At 28.8% G+C, this 17,491-nt stretch carries 17 protein-coding genes; 4 read left to right on the plus strand and 13 right to left on the minus strand.

Translation table 11 applies throughout. The annotated features are described in order from the left end of the window. Window positions 1–71 precede the first annotated feature (71 nt). From B5F09_RS08505 to B5F09_RS08550, 10 genes are all read right to left on the minus strand, one after another. Window positions 72–1,691, minus strand: coding sequence for a glycoside hydrolase family 1 protein (locus B5F09_RS08505; RefSeq protein WP_087373591.1), 1,620 nt, complete (start codon window positions 1,689–1,691; stop codon window positions 72–74). 49 nt (window positions 1,692–1,740) lie between these two features. Beyond that, the gene (locus tag B5F09_RS15200) at window positions 1,741–2,775 is read right to left on the minus strand and encodes a GNAT family N-acetyltransferase (protein ID WP_087373593.1); all 1,035 of its coding nucleotides are present in this window, start codon (window positions 2,773–2,775) and stop codon (window positions 1,741–1,743) included. Between the two features lie 162 nt (window positions 2,776–2,937). After that, the gene (locus B5F09_RS08515; RefSeq protein ID WP_087373595.1) at window positions 2,938–3,609 is read right to left on the minus strand and encodes a nitroreductase family protein; all 672 of its coding nucleotides are present in this window, start codon (window positions 3,607–3,609) and stop codon (window positions 2,938–2,940) included. A 4-nt stretch (window positions 3,610–3,613) separates the two neighbouring features. Further along, window positions 3,614–3,970, minus strand: coding sequence for a helix-turn-helix transcriptional regulator (locus B5F09_RS08520; protein ID WP_087373597.1), 357 nt, complete (start codon window positions 3,968–3,970; stop codon window positions 3,614–3,616). Window positions 3,971–4,066: 96 nt separating this feature from the next. Continuing rightward, a complete protein-coding gene (locus tag B5F09_RS08525; protein WP_087373599.1) occupies window positions 4,067–4,792 on the minus strand; it encodes a MurR/RpiR family transcriptional regulator in 726 nt (241 codons plus the stop codon). Window positions 4,793–4,981: 189 nt separating this feature from the next. Continuing rightward, window positions 4,982–5,629 (minus strand): RDD family protein, encoded by a 648-nt coding sequence (locus tag B5F09_RS08530; RefSeq protein ID WP_087302439.1) that lies wholly within the window; start codon window positions 5,627–5,629, stop codon window positions 4,982–4,984. Between the two features lie 21 nt (window positions 5,630–5,650). Further along, the gene (locus B5F09_RS08535) at window positions 5,651–7,066 is read right to left on the minus strand and encodes a 6-phospho-beta-glucosidase (RefSeq protein WP_087373601.1); all 1,416 of its coding nucleotides are present in this window, start codon (window positions 7,064–7,066) and stop codon (window positions 5,651–5,653) included. Continuing rightward, window positions 7,059–8,402, minus strand: a complete 1,344-nt coding sequence (locus B5F09_RS08540; RefSeq protein WP_087302435.1) for a PTS sugar transporter subunit IIC — start codon at window positions 8,400–8,402, stop codon at window positions 7,059–7,061. The genes B5F09_RS08535 and B5F09_RS08540 overlap by 8 nt, the downstream gene beginning before the upstream one ends. 165 nt (window positions 8,403–8,567) lie before the next feature. Next, window positions 8,568–9,284 (minus strand): MurR/RpiR family transcriptional regulator, encoded by a 717-nt coding sequence (locus tag B5F09_RS08545; protein WP_087373603.1) that lies wholly within the window; start codon window positions 9,282–9,284, stop codon window positions 8,568–8,570. Between the two features lie 13 nt (window positions 9,285–9,297). After that, window positions 9,298–10,335, minus strand: a complete 1,038-nt coding sequence (locus B5F09_RS08550; protein WP_087373605.1) for a tetratricopeptide repeat protein — start codon at window positions 10,333–10,335, stop codon at window positions 9,298–9,300. A 141-nt stretch (window positions 10,336–10,476) separates the two neighbouring features. Between B5F09_RS08550 and B5F09_RS08555 the strand changes: the two genes are divergently transcribed. The 4 genes from B5F09_RS08555 (at window position 10,477) to B5F09_RS08570 (ending at window position 13,671) form a co-directional block, all read left to right on the plus strand. After that, on the plus strand, window positions 10,477–11,859 hold the full coding sequence (locus B5F09_RS08555) for a PH domain-containing protein (protein ID WP_087373607.1): 1,383 nt from the start codon (window positions 10,477–10,479) through the stop codon (window positions 11,857–11,859). Then, the gene (locus B5F09_RS08560; protein WP_087373609.1) at window positions 11,849–12,241 is read left to right on the plus strand and encodes a GntR family transcriptional regulator; all 393 of its coding nucleotides are present in this window, start codon (window positions 11,849–11,851) and stop codon (window positions 12,239–12,241) included. The genes B5F09_RS08555 and B5F09_RS08560 overlap by 11 nt, the downstream gene beginning before the upstream one ends. Window positions 12,242–12,303: 62 nt before the next feature. Next, a complete protein-coding gene (locus B5F09_RS08565) occupies window positions 12,304–12,933 on the plus strand; it encodes an HAD family hydrolase (protein ID WP_087373611.1) in 630 nt (209 codons plus the stop codon). A gap of 18 nt (window positions 12,934–12,951) precedes the next feature. Next, window positions 12,952–13,671 carry a glucosamine-6-phosphate deaminase gene (locus tag B5F09_RS08570; protein ID WP_087373613.1) on the plus strand — a complete coding sequence of 240 codons (720 nt, stop codon included), beginning with the start codon at window positions 12,952–12,954 and terminating at the stop codon, window positions 13,669–13,671. 46 nt (window positions 13,672–13,717) lie between these two features. Here the strand turns inward: B5F09_RS08570 and B5F09_RS08575 are convergent, their stop codons facing one another. From B5F09_RS08575 to B5F09_RS08585, 3 genes are all read right to left on the minus strand, one after another. After that, window positions 13,718–15,388, minus strand: coding sequence for an ABC transporter ATP-binding protein (locus tag B5F09_RS08575; protein ID WP_087373615.1), 1,671 nt, complete (start codon window positions 15,386–15,388; stop codon window positions 13,718–13,720). 153 nt (window positions 15,389–15,541) lie between these two features. Next, on the minus strand, window positions 15,542–16,825 hold the full coding sequence (locus B5F09_RS08580; RefSeq protein ID WP_087373617.1) for a PTS sugar transporter subunit IIC: 1,284 nt from the start codon (window positions 16,823–16,825) through the stop codon (window positions 15,542–15,544). Window positions 16,826–16,843: 18 nt separating this feature from the next. Further along, a complete protein-coding gene (locus B5F09_RS08585) occupies window positions 16,844–17,443 on the minus strand; it encodes a hypothetical protein (protein WP_087302022.1) in 600 nt (199 codons plus the stop codon). Window positions 17,444–17,491 lie beyond the last annotated feature (48 nt).

Raw genomic sequence — 17,491 nt, forward strand, 5'->3', positions numbered from 1 at the left:
TAATATTACTTAAAAATATATTAAGAAAATCTAAAAAGCAACTTATTTTTATTTTAAGTTGCTTAATATAATTAATCAATTTGATTCAACAGATCAATAATCATTAATTGATTATTGTAATCAACATCAAGTTTATCTAATAAATGCCCAATTTTTAAATGACCAACAATTCTAAGCTGAATGTCATTAACTCGACCATTAGATAATTTTTTAATTGTTTCTTTTAATCCATCGATTTTCAAAATATCACGAACTTTGGTATTTAATGAATATTTAGGTAATTCTTTTAAACAACGGGCATTAGTTTTAATTATTCGCTGATACACATAGAAAGAATCTTTAATATAACGTTTGTTAGTACCATTACCTTGATTATCTCTATCAACATAAACAAAGCCATAACGTTTTTCCATTTCGCCAGTTGAATAACTAACAATATCGATTGGTCCCCACCAAGTATAGCCCATCAAATCAACACCATCTATTTCTACTGCTTTTTTAGCTTGTAAAACATGTTTTTTTAAATAATCAATACGATAAGTATCATGAATACGATGATCTTCTTTTACTTTATCAACCGCACCTAATCCATTTTCAACTATAAATAATGGTACCTGGTAGCGATCATACAAATAATTCAAAGCAATTCTTAATCCCTGAGGATCAATTTGCCAATCCCAGCGACTGCTTTTTAAAAACGGATTTTTAATACCGGCTTCAAGACTATTATCGGCTTTTATTTTAGAAAAAATATTACTAGACAATACAACACTTTGATAATAACTAAAACCGATGAAATCTACTTTTCCTTCTTTTAAAATGGTAACATCTTCATCTTTGATTGGAATTTTTATACCATAACGATTAAACCATGACACAGCTTTATTTGAATAATAGCCACGTACTTGAACATCGCTAAAAAACATATTTGCATCCATAAACTTTTGATTAAGCAACACATCCTTAGGTCGACATGTTTCACTGTAACTACCAGTATAAGCAATCATACAACCAATTTTAGCTTTAGGAATTATTTCATGACACGCAATGACTGCTTTAGCACTAGCAACAAACATATGATGACAAGCTGTTAATACTTTTTTTAGATATTGATTATCCTTTTCAATGTTTAAACCGCCTCCAGTATAAGGATTAGTTAACATACCATTGATTTCATTAAATGTTAGCCAGTATTTAACTTTATGTTGGTAACGTTTGAAACAAGTTATGGCAAAGTTTTCAAAAAATTTAATACATTTACGACTATAAAAACCATTATACCAATTACTTAAATAATATGGCATTTCATAGTGTGATAAAGTTACTATTGGTTCAATATTATTTTTTAGTAACTCATCAAATAAATCATCATAAAATTGCAAACCAGCTTCATTAGGTTTTTTTTCATTACCATTTGGAAAGATCCGACTCCAGGCAATTGAAACTCGTAAACAATTAAATCCCATTTCTTTAAAATACTGGATATCCTCTTTGTAAGTATGATAAAAATCAATAGCCTCATGACTTGGATAATATTTATCATTTTCAACTTTAGTAGTTTTTTTCCTTCTTTTATCTTTACTACCTGACAACATTACATCACTAATACTTAAACCTTTACCATCAATATTATAAGCTCCTTCACATTGATTAGCAGCTAATGCGCCTCCCCATAAAAAATCTTGTTTCATTTTCCTCACCTCTTATCTATATTATAAAAAAAAGTAACGGACTTAACCATTACTTTTGTTTAATAATTTCTTTTACATATTTAAAATCAATGTCATCACATAACCACACACCGTTTTTTGAACAATAAAACTTATAGCCATCTTTTTGCATTGCAAGAGTATCAATAACTAAAACTACCGGTATTCCATGGCGACTACCTACTTTAAATGCTGTTTCAACATCTTTAGATAGATGAACATATAAGCGACGCATCTTCTTGATACCAGTTGCCTTAATTTCACATAAATTTTTCATTGCCGTTCCATGATACAATAAATCAGGGGGAACTTTTTCATCCAATTCAACATCTACTGCAATAGAATGTCCTTGAGCAGCCCGAATTTTAGTTTGATCTTCGTTATAATGAAAACGTTGTTTATTATTCGTAGCTACAATTTCCTGCAATATTTCATGATTGATGAAATATCCCTTTTCTCTAATACCAAGCAATAATTCTTCAACATCTGCCCAGCCATGTCCATCTAATTTGATTCCAATTACTTCCGGTTTATGTCTTAAAATCAAACTAATAAAACGCCCTAACTGATTAATATCAATTTTACCAAATTCTAAACGCATATCATACCAGATAGCGCCACCATGAACTGATTGTGAAATACCACAGTTTTTAAAACCAAATTTTTCATAATAATGAATTAATTTATCTTTACACGTCAAAATACAGCCCTTACGACCTTCTTGACGGGCTTGTTCTACTATTTTATCTATTAGTTTAGCTGCCAATCCTTGTCTTCGATATTCGGGTAAAACATTAAGACCAAAAATTGCTTGCCACATTCCATTTTCATCATGTAATGAAGCATCGCTAAACATTATATCGCTAATGGTACTGTTATTAGTAACCATACCATTTATAAAACCTATTAACTGATCATCATTTTCTAATAACCAAAAATGATCAGGATATACTTGCAAACGTTTTTCAAAATCGGCTTTTGTGGCTGCTTCAGCAACTGGAAAACAAGCTGCTTCTACCGCTGTGATAGGATCTAAATCTTTCATTGACGCATGACGAATTTTCATCTTGCTAAGCCTCCTTATCCGTTCTAGTATACCATTTATTAATAAAATAATAAAGCTAATTTATTATTATTACCAAATCATAACCAATTAAATATTAGTTTTTAAATAAAAAAATTCTTTTAATCGTGGTTTAAAACCTATGATTAAAAGAATCTTAATATCTTATTTTTTTATCCAATTAAAATTTTCTTTACTAGCACCGATTTCAAAGTGATATTTAACAATTCCTAAATCAACCTTAGTATAAAATCCTGTTCCTTTTTTTATTGCAACTTGATTGTCGTGACGAGAAAAAACAAATTTTTGTTGATTCATTGCTGTTGGAGCCAATAATGCTGCTTTAACACCATTTATAAACCATTCTGGTTGATTTTGCATTGTATCAACTACCTGATCTGTTGATTTAATGCGGTGTTCTACTCCTTGATTAGTACCATAACCAATAGCAATTACTAAAACTAGTTTTTCATTAGTTCCAATTTTAAAAGCAGTTTTAATCTTTTTATAAGTCATAGCTACCCAACAGGTATTTAAACCTAATTGTTGCGCTTTTAAAACAATCTTTTCACCATAATAACCACATTTTTCATCTAAATCAGGTCCTTTTTTACCAATTAAAGCAATATAATTTTTAACATTTTTAAATTTTCCATAATGAGCCATCATGCTATCAAAAGCCTTTGGTTCATCACTAATTAACTGAATATTTAAGTCGCCTTCTTGATTGCATTCATCAATACATGATAACAATTCATCCTTTATCGCACTAGTAATTTTTTTATCTGTATAAACACGTACAGAATGACGTTTTTCCATCGCTTCTAATAAATTCATTAATTTATACCTCCGCATCTCTTTTAGGAAGCCGTTGCATAATATCTTTAGCATGGTTAAGCATTGTAATTAACTGATCAAATAAATCAATATCACCATCAAAATAGTAATAATTTTTAGTAGCTTCCTGGCGGACTTTAACAACACCAGCTCTTTTTAAAATCTGAAGATGATGTGATACAGTTGCTCTTGATAAATGGGTCTTTTTAGCAATATCACCAACTCGCATTCCTAAACAGTCCCCAGATTCCATCATCATCAAAATAATATGCTGGCGAATTTCATCGCCTAAAGCTAACAATAATTTTTGACTATTTTTAATTTCTAAAGATAATTGCTCTAATTCAGCTTCTAGATTCATAATAAGCTCCTTTTATCAAAGTATTATATCATATAACATCCTAAAAAATTGCTTCGTCAAAGAAATTACGACCATACAATATTTATACACGATTAATTATCTAATTCCAACTTTTTCAATTTCTTTAATTAAAGTCTCTAATATATACACAACTGGTACTTGACTTGCAGAAGAATAAAAATAACTATCTTTACTAGAAGGAATATAATAACAAATGTTTTCATCAGCAAGTTTTGCGGCAGTAGTATTAACACTATTACTTATAACAATAACTTTAGCTCCAGTTTCTTTAATAAACATAATTTGATTATTTGTTTCCTTGGTTTCTCCACTAACTGTCAAAATAACAACACAAGTATCAGGATCATATACATTAAAACGATGTGAAAAATCATCAACATAAAAACTTTTAAATCCACGACGATTAAATAAGTAAGCACCGTATTCAGCAATTGCTCCTGATAAACCAATCCCAAAAAATAATATTTCACTACTTTTAGCCATCATCCCAGCAGCTCGCTGGAGCAAGGCTTTAGATTCTTGATTATCGATTTTCTTAAAAAAATCAATTAAATATTCACTATCACTTTCCTGACGGCGAACTTCTTTTTCCTGGTTATAACGCATTTGAACCTTAAATTGCGTAAAGCCTTCAAAACCTAATTTTTTACATACTCTTGTAATCATCGAGGAAGAAACATGTAATGTTTTGGCAATATCGCTTAATTTAGCTTTTACCACAACATCACTATGATTGATTAAATAAAGATAGATTTCATATTCTAAATCATTTAGTTGTTTTATTTGTTCAATTGTTATCACGACTTTTCCTTCTTTCTAAATAATTATTTTTAAAATATCTTAACAAATCAATATTATAAATAAGCTTTTAATATCAATAAAACATTTACATTACTGTTATTATTTTAATTAAAATAATAACTATTATATTATTATAAACAAAGAGGTTAATCAATATGATTAACCAACAAAAAATGGATAAATCTATGTTTATCCATTGGCAAGTTTAAGATTTTTTCTCATTTTTTTCTTCATTCTACGAACGGCTACAGTATATTGGTTTGAATCAAGATAGACTACTTTAGTATTAGTTACTAAATCATGTAAGGCCCGTTTTGATTTTAAAAATAAAACTAACAGCGCTGAAATCAAACTAATGACTAAGCCAATATAAGCATAAAGACCACTAAAATTAAAGTTAGTAGCTGCATTTATAATCTGATGTAACATATTACTACAGCTATAAATACTTCCTTCAACCAAAATAATCATTACTAATTGTCTAATAATAATTTGTTTTGTACTAGCTTCTTGATAGTCATTACTAACAATTTTAAGCTTCAACAATCTCTTACCAACTGTCTGTCCTTTAAAAACAACCCAAGGTACTCCTACATAATATATAATAGCTACTAGAAAAGATAAACTACCAGCTATAAAATTATATGGATAGTCGAAAATAGCGATATTTTGCGGTATACTGGTAGCATCTTCATGTAACATCATATAAATGATGATAATTGGTAATGAGGCAACAACGCCACCTAAATACCAGTCAATTGCATAAGCAAGAAATCTTCTAATATGACTTAATTCATTTTTTTCTTCTTTATTCCTTAGTTCTAATATTTTTTTCATAGCCTACCTCGAATCTTTTAATTATAATTCTTCACCGTTTGTTTCGATTACTTTTTTATACCAGTCAAATGATGCTTTTTTACTTCTATTTAAAGTACCTGTACCATCATTTTCTTTATCTACATAAATAAATCCGTATCGTTTTTTCATTTCACCAGTTGAAAAGCTTACACAATCGATACATCCCCACACAGTATAACCAATTAGGTCAACTCCGTCAATTTCAACTGCTTTTTTCATTTCTTGAATATGACTTCGTAAATAATCAATACGATAATCATCATTAACCTTACCATCTATCATTTCATCAACAGCACCAAAACCATTTTCAACAATAAATAGTGGTAATTGATAACGGTCATATAACCAGTTTAATGTATATCTCAATCCTTTAGGATCAATTGGCCAACCCCATTTTGTTTTTTGAATATATGGATTGTCGCATAAATCTTTTGATTCATCATAATCAAGATTTTCGTCACCATCGCCCTTGGTTGCAAATGACATGTAATAACTAAATCCAATATAATCAACACATCCTTTTGATAAAATATCCAAATCTTCATCAGTAATATCTAATTGATATCCTTTACGTTTGAAGAATGTTTTCATATATCCTGGATATTTACCGCGAGCATGAACATCAACATACCAGAAACGTTTATGATTAGCTCCTACCGCTTTTAACATATCATCAGGATTGCATGAATAAGGATAAATTGGTGTCATGGCCATCATACATCCTACTTGCATTGATGGATTGATTTCATGAGCGATTTTTACTGCTTTTGCACTAGCAACTAATTCATAATGAGATGCTTGATAAACAATTTGCTGACGATCTTCACCTTCTTCAAAAAGAATTCCTGAATTAGTAAAAACAGCAACATCAGCTTTATAATTAGCTTGATTATTAATTTCATTGAAAGTCATCCAATATTTTACTTTATTTTGATATCTTTCAAAACATACTCTTGCAAAATTAGCGAATAAATCAATTAATTTACGATTACGCCATCCACCATATTTTTCTACTAAACCATATGGCATTTCAAAATGGCTTAAAGTTATTACTGGCTCAATTCCATTTTTCAATAATTCATCAAACATATCATCATAAAATTGTAAACCAGCTTCATTTGGAGTAACTTCATCCCCTTCAGGAAAGATTCTAGCCCAAGAGATTGATGTTCTAAAACATTTAAATCCCATTTCTTTAAATAAAGCAATATCTTCTTTATAACGATGATAAAAATCTACTGCTTCATGATTAGGATAATATTCACCATCAATAATTGTTTTAGTAATTCGACGTTCTTTACCAACGCCACCTACGGTCATCATATCTGAAACATTAGGACCCTTACCGCCTTCGTTCCAGCCACCTTCAACTTGATGGGCAGCAACTGCACCGCCCCATAAAAAATCCTTACGCATTAGCTTCACCTGCTGCTTCTGCTTTAACAGCAGCTCTTGTACTTGCCATTACAAATGGTAAATAAATTAATGTACTTACACCAACTAAAAGAAATCCAATAACTAATGATAAGATACTAGTTGCTCCAGATCCTAAAAATGGAATCAAGAAACCTGGTGTTGTCCAAGCAACACTGTAAGCTACTGGTGGAATTATCTCAAAGACCGCTACACAAAGCCATCCAATAATATTACATACAACCGGTGCTAAAATAAATGGCACAATATACATTGGGTTCATAACAAGCGGGAAACCAAAGATAATTGGTTCATTAATGTTAAATAAACCTGGTGCTAAAGACATTTTAGCGATTTGGAACTGAGCTTTATTTTTACGACCAGCAATAAACATAGCAATGATTAAACCTAAAGTTGCCCCAGAACCACCTGTGTTACCAAAAGCATCATTAATAGATCCCCAGTTTACAGGATAAGGTGCACCCCAAGCAGTACCATTTGCTGCTACATATGCTAAGTTCATATTTTGTTGTTCTGTAAAGATAACTGATCTTAAAGCATTTAAAGTGTTAGGACCATGAATACCTAATACCCATAAGAATTGTTGTACCACTACAAATACTAAAATTGTACCCATAGAACTTCCAAGAGAAGTCATTGGTGCTTGAATAGCATTATAAATTAATACTTGAATACCATCTGCTGTGATATTACTGAAAATAAAGTTAATTAATCCAACTAATGCTAATACGATCATAATTGGAATTAATAAGTTAAATGATTTAGATACTGCTGGTGGTACCATTTCTGGCATTGAAATTCTTAACTTTGAATTACGTCCTAATCTAGTTAAAATTTCAGCCACAAATAAACCAACAAATAAAGCAACGAATAATCCTTGTGCTCCTAAATATGTTGTAGTTAAACCAGAACCACTTCCATCAACAAATTCTCTAGAAGCAGGATATAAAATGAAATATGCTGATAAAGCAGTAATACCACATAATACTTTATCACCTTTCATCTCTTCAGCTAATTGATAAGCTGTTAAAAATGCAATTAATACTGCTAAAATATTAGTAGTACCATTAACAACAGAATTTAAAATAGCTTGATAATCTGTTAAGTTAGGAATTAAATCCCCTAAATGTAATAAACTTGCAATAAACCCATTAGGATCTAAGAATACGTTGTTTATTAACAATACCATTGACCCCGCCATTGTAAGTGGGAATGATAATGTAAAAGCATCACGAACTGCAGCTACATGTCGTTGAGCGTTAATTTTTGCTGCAATTGGAACAAAGGCACGTTCCATGAATGCTTGCATTTTCTCCATAATTTTTTCCTCCCATAATTAGTTTAGCTAAACGTTTAATTTGTAAGCGCTATTTTTATCGACACTTAATATTATAAACAAAGGAAATTTAATATAAATACTTTTAAGCCAATTGGCAACTGTATTCATAACTTGATTTTAGTTACATAAAAAAAACAATGTGTTTTATTTATGAAAACACATTGTTGTAAGATTTTCAATGATTGCAATAACTGGTATTTGCGTAGTCAAATCAAATATCTCTGTTCCTATTTTTTTAATATAATATGGAATAGTTAAATCCGATAACTTAGCTAATGTACTGCTTTGAGAAGTTGTAATAGCAACAATTTTACAACTTCCTTGTTTACTAGAAGTAACCATATCAATTATTTCTGGTGTTTCACCCGATACTGATAAAACAATTAACAAACTATTTTCACTTATTGCTGACATTTTCAAATATGGGTCATTGATAGCAATTGCAAATTTACCAGAACTAGTAAATCGTCTTGCTCCATAGTGACATACTGCTCCTGAATTACCTACTCCAAGAAAAATAATATTTTCACTATTACCAATTAAAGCCATAGCCTCATTAAATTTATCATGATAAAAATTGGAATCAAATTTTTTTAAACAATCAATAACTTCACTAAAATCATAATCACGTTCAAAATGCTTTTCATCTTGCATTGACATTTTATAAGCATATTTAAAATCATTATAGCTATCATATCCCATCTTTTTAACGAATCTAAGAATTGTTGTTGTCGAAACCTGAGCAACGCTGGCTAACTCTCTAATTGTAAGAAAGGGAATAATTAAACTATTATTCATAATATATTCAAACACTTGTAATTCAGTGTCATTTAAATCTTTAATTTGTTGTGCTTTAAACATTTATTTTCATTCCTTAAGCTAATTTTTCAATATTTTCAATAGTAAACTTTTGCATATTTAAATCAATCAATTCATCTTCAGGAAAATACTTATCGACTAACTGATTATATTCTTCTAAAGTTAAAGGCCGTGTTTGTTCATCTTGTAAATCAAAATAATAAACTACCCCATCATTATCAACGTCATCTGCCAAGTTATAGCCATAAGCTTCATCATAACAATAAGCTTCACCAAGCATCTCATATTTATTTTGATCATATTTATAAATAATATAAGGCCAGATCGTCATTCCTGCTGATTGATTATGGCTAAATGGTGTTTTGGCATAGCCATTTTTATAAAATTCAGTGTCTGCTCCTAAAATCGGCAACATTTCAAATTCTTGACTTTCATCATCATATTTCCAGATTTCACTGTGCATTCCTGCCATTGAGGTCGTTGTATAATTAATAATAATTTCATCAACACCATCTTGATCAATATCACCAATTCCAAATTCATTTTCTTCAAACATTGCTTCATCAATGTCACCATTAATACCACCTTGTTCATCAATATAATCCTCAGGGTTATCATGAACAGCTTTTAAAAATTTAATATATTGATCAATGGAAACCTGATTAGAAATCTCTTCTTCTTTATCTTCAATTATTTCACGTTCATCTTCATATACTACATCTTTAGCTTCTTCTAATAATTCAACTGCTTTTTCTACTTGATCAGTTGTTACATAAACATCAGCTAATTCTACATAAGCATCTGCTTTTTTAGGTTCAATATCGATTGCTTCTAAATAAGTTTCCTCAGCTTGCTGGTATTCTTTTTCTTCAACATAGCGCTGAGCTTGATCCATTAATTCATTATACTGTTTTTCGGTATTAGATGATCCAAAAATAAAAATTGATCCAACAACAATTGCCACAACAACAATCACAGCAATTATCGCTATATATATTTTTTTATTTTTAGAACTAGGATCTAATTTTGCACCACAATTACTACAAAATTGTGCCTGAGCCTTATTAACAGTCCCGCATTGTTTACACTTCATAACTTTTCCCCATTTCACAAGATTTTATCAATCAAATTATATCACTATCATTATTTTATAAAAATAGTTATTAAAATTTTTATTTAGTATCATTTGCATTATTTGTATTATATGTTATAATACAAACAGAGGTGATATACAATGTTATTTTTTATTATTATGTTATCAACTGTTGCTATTGTAAATATTGCATTTTATTACAGTACTAAAAAAACAGCCAGTTATCAAGACGGACGGTTATTATTAGTGAATATCCCAGCATATGCTTATAACCTTAGCGAAGTCAAAGAAATAGAACATAATTTTAAACAAGAAACAACTAAAATACTATTTCTTTCTTTTCTTACTTATTTACCAATGATAATTCTTCCTGATTTTGTTGATATTTTATATTTTTTGATCATTATCTGGATTAACATTTATTTATTTAATTTGCCATTTAAAAAATATCGAAACCAATTATTAAAAATCAAAAAAGATTATAACTGGCCTAGTCAAAGTACTAAAACTGTAAAAGTTGATTTAGCAATGTTAGCACATATGGAAAAACAACCTTTTAATTATAAAAGATATTTAATTGTTTTAATCGTTGATATAATTTGTCTAGCTGGGATGATTTATTTTAAAGCTAATATCACTAGCTATTTATATTTAGTATTACAGTTTATTGTTTTAATCATTGGTATTATCCTTATAAAAAGATTACCTAATAAAACATATTGTGATGATACCAAAATTAATATTACTATCAACAGCTTAAGAATAGATTATGTATCTCATTGCTTTTTTTCATTAATATTGATTGATGCTTTATTTAATTTTGCAATTCAGTTTTATTTATTAAATAAATTACCTTTTATTATAGTGACCATTGTAATTATTTTAATGATGATTAATATGATTTTAATTATTAATCATACTAAAGACTATCAAAGAAAGAAACAAGAAATTTTAGCTAGTGAAAATCAAAAAGAATATACAATTGACGATGATTCTTGCTGGAAAATCGGTTTTTTAGGTCCGTACTATTATAATAAAGCTGATCCTAAGACATTTGTTTATTGTGGTACACAAATGGTTTTTAACACCGCCAAAACAAGCTATAAATATTTTGTCATTTGCATCTGGGTTTTTGTTATTGGTTTACTTATTATATTATTTGGTTATCCTTTTTACCTGGACTATACTAATCAATTAGTTGATGTTGCTATTGAAAATAATGTTATCGTTGTCGATAGTCCTTTATACGATGCTAAAATTAATTTAGATAATATTAATAAAGTTGAATTAACCGATGATTTAGGTGACGGTATACGAACTAATGGTAGTGATGCTATTGTTTATACTACTGGTTATTGTACTTATGATAAATATGGTGACTGTAAAGTTTATAAAGCTAATTTTCATGACTGTTACATTATTTTATATACTGATGATTTAACATATATAATTAATGATGATGATATTAAAAATACTAAACAGATTTATCAAGAAATTAAAGGAGTGATTAATAATGATTATTGAGTTAAATTATACAAGTGATACCCCGATTTATTTACAACTTAGAAATGAAATCGTTAAAGGAATTGCCAGCGGCCAATTTAAATATGGTGAAGCATTACCTACTGTACGTACTCTTGCAAAAGAATTACAAGTTAATAATATGACTGTTAATAAAGCTTATTCTTTATTAAAACAAGAAGGTTATATTTGTATTGATCGTCGTCATGGCGCTAAGGTACAGCCAACAATTGATAATTCATATGAACACCAGGAAAAATTAGTTAATGAACTAGAGTTATTAGCTAGTGAAGCAATTGTAAAAGGTATGGATAAAGAAGACTTTATTGATACATGTAAAAAATTATTACAAAGTATCAATTATGACCCATCAATAGCCAAGTAATTTAGTTTACAAGCTTGTTTTAAGTTAAAACTCCAGTATAATTATATTAAAGGAGAACGATTATGAAAAAATACAAAGCAATAATTTATGATTTAGATGGGACAGTCTTAGACACATTAAAAATGAATATGATTCCATTATTAAAAATCATCAAAGAAGAAACTAGGGAAGATTGGTCTTTTGAACAAGTCTTAAAATTCGCCTCTTATCCAGGTATGAAAGTAATGGAAGAACTACAGGTAAAAAATCCTAAAAAAACTTATGCCCGTTGGGTAAAATATGTTAATGAATATGAAGATGGGGCAACTTTATATGATGGTTTTAAAGAAGTATTTGAAGCTTTTGATGGTAAAATTATTCAAGCTGTTGCTTCATCTAAAAAGAAAAAACAATATGAAATTGATTTTCTTTCTAAAGGATTAGGAAAATATATTGAAACTGCGGTTTTAGAAGAAGATACTACTAAACACAAACCTGATCCTGAATCAATTCTAGAATGTCTAAAAAGATTAAATATTAAAAATGAAGATGCTATCTATATTGGTGATACTTATTCTGATTATCAAACATGTAAAAATGCTCATGTTGATTTTGGTTTAGCTAAATGGGGTTGTACTAAAGAATTTGAAACTGATTCATCATGTCTTATTTTTAACCAGCCACTTGATTTATTAAAACTGCTTGATGATTAAAGACAAGGAGAAATCGTAATGAAACTAATTATTGAAGAAAATGAACAAAAAATGAGCGAAAGTGCAATGTTTATATTATTAGGAGCAATGATGCAAGATAAAAGAGTAAATATTTCATTGACTTCTGGGCGTTCGCCAAAAACTATGTATGATATGATGATTCCTTATGTTAAAGATCAAGAAAAATTTAAGGATGTTGAATATTACTTATTTGATGAAAATCCTTATATTGATAAAATCCATGGTCCTAACTGGAATGATATGCAAGAGTTATTTTTCCAGCCAGCCAATATTCCTGATGAAAGAGTTCATATTATGAACAATGATAATTGGCAAGATTATGACAATCAAATTCGTAATGCTGGTGGTATTGATGTTATGGTTATTGGTCTTGGTTATGACGGCCATTTTTGCGGTAATTGTCCTCGCTGTACACCATTTGACAGTTATACTTATAAAATTAAATTTACTGATAAACAAGCTGTCAATCCTGGCTATGCCGACCGTCCTACCCAACCACATACTTTAACGATGGGACCTAAAAGTTTAATGCGTGTTAAACATCTAGTTATGATTGTTAATGGAAAAGAAAAAGCTGAAATATTCAAACGCTTTTTAGAAGAACCAATTAATCAAGATGTTCCCGCAACGATCTTAAAACTTCATCCTAATTTTACAGTTATTTGTGATCAAGATGCCGCAAGTTTAATTGATCGTGATAAATTAAATCGTCTATAAAATCAAAGGGACACTGAGGTCCCTTTTTTAGTCTTCTACTATTTAACTATTGCTTACATAACAATTGATAAAATAATTGCTGATTAGCTATTAATTCATTATAACTACCACTTTCAATAATTTTTCCTTGATCTAATACTAATATTTCATCATATTTTTCTAATAATTCCTTTTTTAAATGATGGGTAATACTTATTATCATCGCTTTACTATCTAATATTATCTTTTCAATTTCATAAGCACTAAGATTATCTAAATTGGATGTGCCCTCATCAATAAATATAATTTCTTTTTGTTTTAACAATGCTCTAGCAATAGCTATTTTTTGCTTTTGTCCTCCTGATAGATTAGCACCGTTTTCTTTGATTTTACTATTTAAACCTTCTGGTAATGAAGCAACTAACTGGTTAAGTCCTGTTTTATTTATAATCTCATTTATTTGTTTACTATCATAATCTTGAAATAAACATATATTATTTTTTAAAGTATCATTAAAGATAAATGTTTCTTGATTGATAAAAGCAATTTGATCAAATATACTAGTTGGGTCAATATCTTTGGCATTTTTATTATTATATAAAATTTCCCCTTCATAATTATTAAAATACATTAATATTAATTTTAATAATGTTGTCTTACCACAACCACTATTACCTACTAAAATATATTTTTTGCCTTTTTTAAAGCAATAATCTATTTGATTTAAAATTAGTTTATTTGAGTATTTAAAACTGACTTTTTCTAATTGGATTTTATTAATCGATTCTTTGTAATTTATATCATTGTTGCAGCAATGATGTAAATCGATAAAACTAATTATTTTTTGTTCAACTATTCTAGTTCCTTTTACTGTTGCTATTTCTACAAAAAGGCGATTAAGAGGATTGGTAATGTTATTAACCAGGTTATTGATTGCAACCACAGTACCAATTGTTATTCTACCGGTAATTACAAAATATATACAAAGTAAAATTGTAATTATATTAGTTCCAATTGATGATAATGATGATAAAGCATTAATTTTGGCTTCTTCATAACGTACTTTCTGTTTACTATTTTCATGTTCTATTTCTTTGGTATTAAAAATTGTTTTTATTTTATTTATTATATTATTAGCTTTTATTAATTCAAAACCCATTAAGTAATCTTTAAATTTAATGTTTAACTCATTTAATACTTTGGTATATTTTTCTTGTTTTAAAGATAATTGTTTTGAAAATATAACGGGTATAATTATTGATAATATATTTATTAAAACTACTATTAAAGCTAATTTAAAGTTAGTTAAAAATAAACCTATGGTACAAATAACTATCAAAAATAAATCACTAATAATTAATAATAAATTTTCTAAATAATTTTTTTCTAATAAACTAATATCATTATTAAATACTGAAATATATTTTGATGGATTACTGTTATCAAAAATATTACGATTCATTAATGCTTTAAAATAATCACTTCGTAACATAACCATTACTTTTTTTAAAAATACCGCATTAACAATACCCTTTAAATAAACTAATAAAACATAAATAATAATCAATAATAAAGATAATATAATCGCACGATAAAATAATTTTAAATCTTTACTAATTGCAACATCCATAATATATTTCATTACATAAGCAAGAAACAATGTTGCTAGTGCACTTAATAAACAGATAAAACCAGCTAGAAAAAAATGCCATTTGTTTCTTTTTAAATATCTTCTCACTATAACAGCTCCTTTGAAAATAAATTAATTCTATATTTTTACTATAGACGCTTATTTCTAGTTGCTGCTACCAACTTTAATTTACATCAAAAAATAAAATAGAAACTATTAGTTGCAAAAAAAATAACCAGGCTTTAAACCTGGTTATCATAATTATTTATCTGTTCCTTCTTTTTCAGCTAATGATTTTTCATAAACTTTGAAGAATGGATAATATACTACAATACTTATTGCAATTAATACACACATAAAGATTACATTTCTAAAGTCTAATGCTGAAAGGAATCCTTGTGCAAAGAATGGTGTAAATGATGGATCAACAATATATCCCATACTAACCCATCCTAATGATTGTGCTAAATATCCTAAATAAATTGAAATACATGGCATTAATACAAATGGAATTGCAAGAATTGGATTTAAGACAATTGGCCCACCAAAAATAACCGGTTCATTGATACCACAAATTCCTGGTACTACACTTAATTTTCCAATTGTTCTTAAATGTTTTACATGTGAAAAACACATTAATAATACTAACCCTAGTGTGTTTCCACCACCACCAAGAACTGCATAACGATACATTTGTAAATTCATAACATTTTCAGCTGCTTTTCCAGCGTTAACTAAATCTGCATTTAATCCTGAATTAGTTACCCCTAATGTAAAGACAATTGGGAAAATAATTGAAGATCCATTAATACCAAATAACCATAAAATATTTGAAAAAGCAAAAATTGCCATATAAGCCCAAATATTATCAACACCTGATATCGCTGGTGTTAAAATACTCATAATAAAATCTGGTAATGATTTACCACTTGCTGCCATTAAAATTAAATTTAAACCATAAATAACAATAATATTAGCAGCTAATGGAATTAATGAATTAACAAAGTTTGTTACGGCACTAGGTACACTACCAGGGAAAGTGAATACTACTTTATTACCAACAACCCGACAGATTTCAACTGATAATAAACCAACGATCAAAGCAACGAATAAACCATCTGCTCCTAAATAAGTCATTGCAAGTTTACCATCTTCTACTGGTGCACAAATCATTAAGAAAACACACATAGAGATGATACCACTGATTGCTGCTTTCATCTTATAGCTTTCAGCTAAACTATAACCAACACCGAATGCTGTTACTAAACCAATTAATCCCATTGTCATTGTATATGGAATTGTAATTGTATTATAATTAGCTACCGCCCATTGTTTCCAGGCAATTAAAGCTTTCATAAAGATATTACCTGTATCAAGATCAACTAAATCTAAATTAATTGGCGGATTTGCAATAATTAAAAATATTGAACCGACTACAATTAACGCTAAAGACATCATCATCCCATTAGAAATGGCTTGTAAATGTCTTTGGTTCCCTAATTTATCTGATAATGGCGCTAACCATTTTTCTAATTTATTAATCATCCTTGTTCCCCTTTTTTATTAAAATTGCCAACCATTAAATTTAAATGCTGTTTCACAAACATTTTCTGGATCATATTCTTCTAAAATCTTAGCATATCTTTCTTTATAATCATTATCTACTTCTTTTTGTGGATATACTTTGCTTGCTTCATTTAAGAAATGGAAAGAATCTCTACCCATTGCTTGCCCTCTAACAGTATGTTTATCCAATGCATAATCAGGAATTTCAGGGAATTTTCCCATTGCAAATGATTTAATACAAATATTTTTTAATAAATCACTTGAACGATCTTTTTCAGATTGACATAGATATCTAATCGCATGAATGAAATACATTGGACGATCACCATCTGAATAATCAAATTCTCTACTCATTTGATATAAATTATTAACCATAATTGCTGCCATTGGATTACCCATTCCAATGTCTTCTACTGAAATTGTTAGAAGTCTACGCCATAATTTTTCTTCTAATTGTGGTGAAGAAATGTATAATTCATATGCAAACATACAAGCTTGTTCTTCTAACCCTCTTCTAATTGATTTTTGTAATGCAGAAATTACTTCATCCCCCGCATAACCATTTCTAGTCGTTATTTTTGACCATGGATCGTACATTTTCAACCTTGCTCCTTTCTTTTTTCTGTGACATAATGAATAAGAGGT

Origin of the sequence: Erysipelatoclostridium sp. An173, assembly GCF_002160495.1 — a bacterium.
Lineage (GTDB): Bacteria > Bacillota_I > Bacilli_A > Erysipelotrichales > Coprobacillaceae > Thomasclavelia > Thomasclavelia merdavium.

What these genes read in the sequence shown, in the direction of transcription:
- B5F09_RS08505 (WP_087373591.1), bottom strand. Translation starts at nt 1,691, where the DNA reads ATGAAACAAGATTTTTTATGGGGAGGCGCATTAGCTGCTAATCAATGT.
- B5F09_RS15200 (WP_087373593.1), bottom strand. Translation starts at nt 2,775, where the DNA reads ATGAAAATTCGTCATGCGTCAATGAAAGATTTAGATCCTATCACAGCG.
- B5F09_RS08515 (WP_087373595.1), bottom strand. Translation starts at nt 3,609, where the DNA reads ATGAATTTATTAGAAGCGATGGAAAAACGTCATTCTGTACGTGTTTAT.
- B5F09_RS08520 (WP_087373597.1), bottom strand. Translation starts at nt 3,970, where the DNA reads ATGAATCTAGAAGCTGAATTAGAGCAATTATCTTTAGAAATTAAAAAT.
- B5F09_RS08530 (WP_087302439.1), bottom strand. Translation starts at nt 5,629, where the DNA reads ATGAAAAAAATATTAGAACTAAGGAATAAAGAAGAAAAAAATGAATTA.
- B5F09_RS08535 (WP_087373601.1), bottom strand. Translation starts at nt 7,066, where the DNA reads ATGCGTAAGGATTTTTTATGGGGCGGTGCAGTTGCTGCCCATCAAGTT.
- B5F09_RS08540 (WP_087302435.1), bottom strand. Translation starts at nt 8,402, where the DNA reads ATGGAGAAAATGCAAGCATTCATGGAACGTGCCTTTGTTCCAATTGCA.
- B5F09_RS08545 (WP_087373603.1), bottom strand. Translation starts at nt 9,284, where the DNA reads ATGTTTAAAGCACAACAAATTAAAGATTTAAATGACACTGAATTACAA.
- B5F09_RS08550 (WP_087373605.1), bottom strand. Translation starts at nt 10,335, where the DNA reads ATGAAGTGTAAACAATGCGGGACTGTTAATAAGGCTCAGGCACAATTT.
- B5F09_RS08555 (WP_087373607.1), top strand. Translation starts at nt 10,477, where the DNA reads ATGTTATTTTTTATTATTATGTTATCAACTGTTGCTATTGTAAATATT.
- B5F09_RS08560 (WP_087373609.1), top strand. Translation starts at nt 11,849, where the DNA reads ATGATTATTGAGTTAAATTATACAAGTGATACCCCGATTTATTTACAA.
- B5F09_RS08565 (WP_087373611.1), top strand. Translation starts at nt 12,304, where the DNA reads ATGAAAAAATACAAAGCAATAATTTATGATTTAGATGGGACAGTCTTA.
- B5F09_RS08570 (WP_087373613.1), top strand. Translation starts at nt 12,952, where the DNA reads ATGAAACTAATTATTGAAGAAAATGAACAAAAAATGAGCGAAAGTGCA.
- B5F09_RS08580 (WP_087373617.1), bottom strand. Translation starts at nt 16,825, where the DNA reads ATGATTAATAAATTAGAAAAATGGTTAGCGCCATTATCAGATAAATTA.
- B5F09_RS08585 (WP_087302022.1), bottom strand. Translation starts at nt 17,443, where the DNA reads ATGTACGATCCATGGTCAAAAATAACGACTAGAAATGGTTATGCGGGG.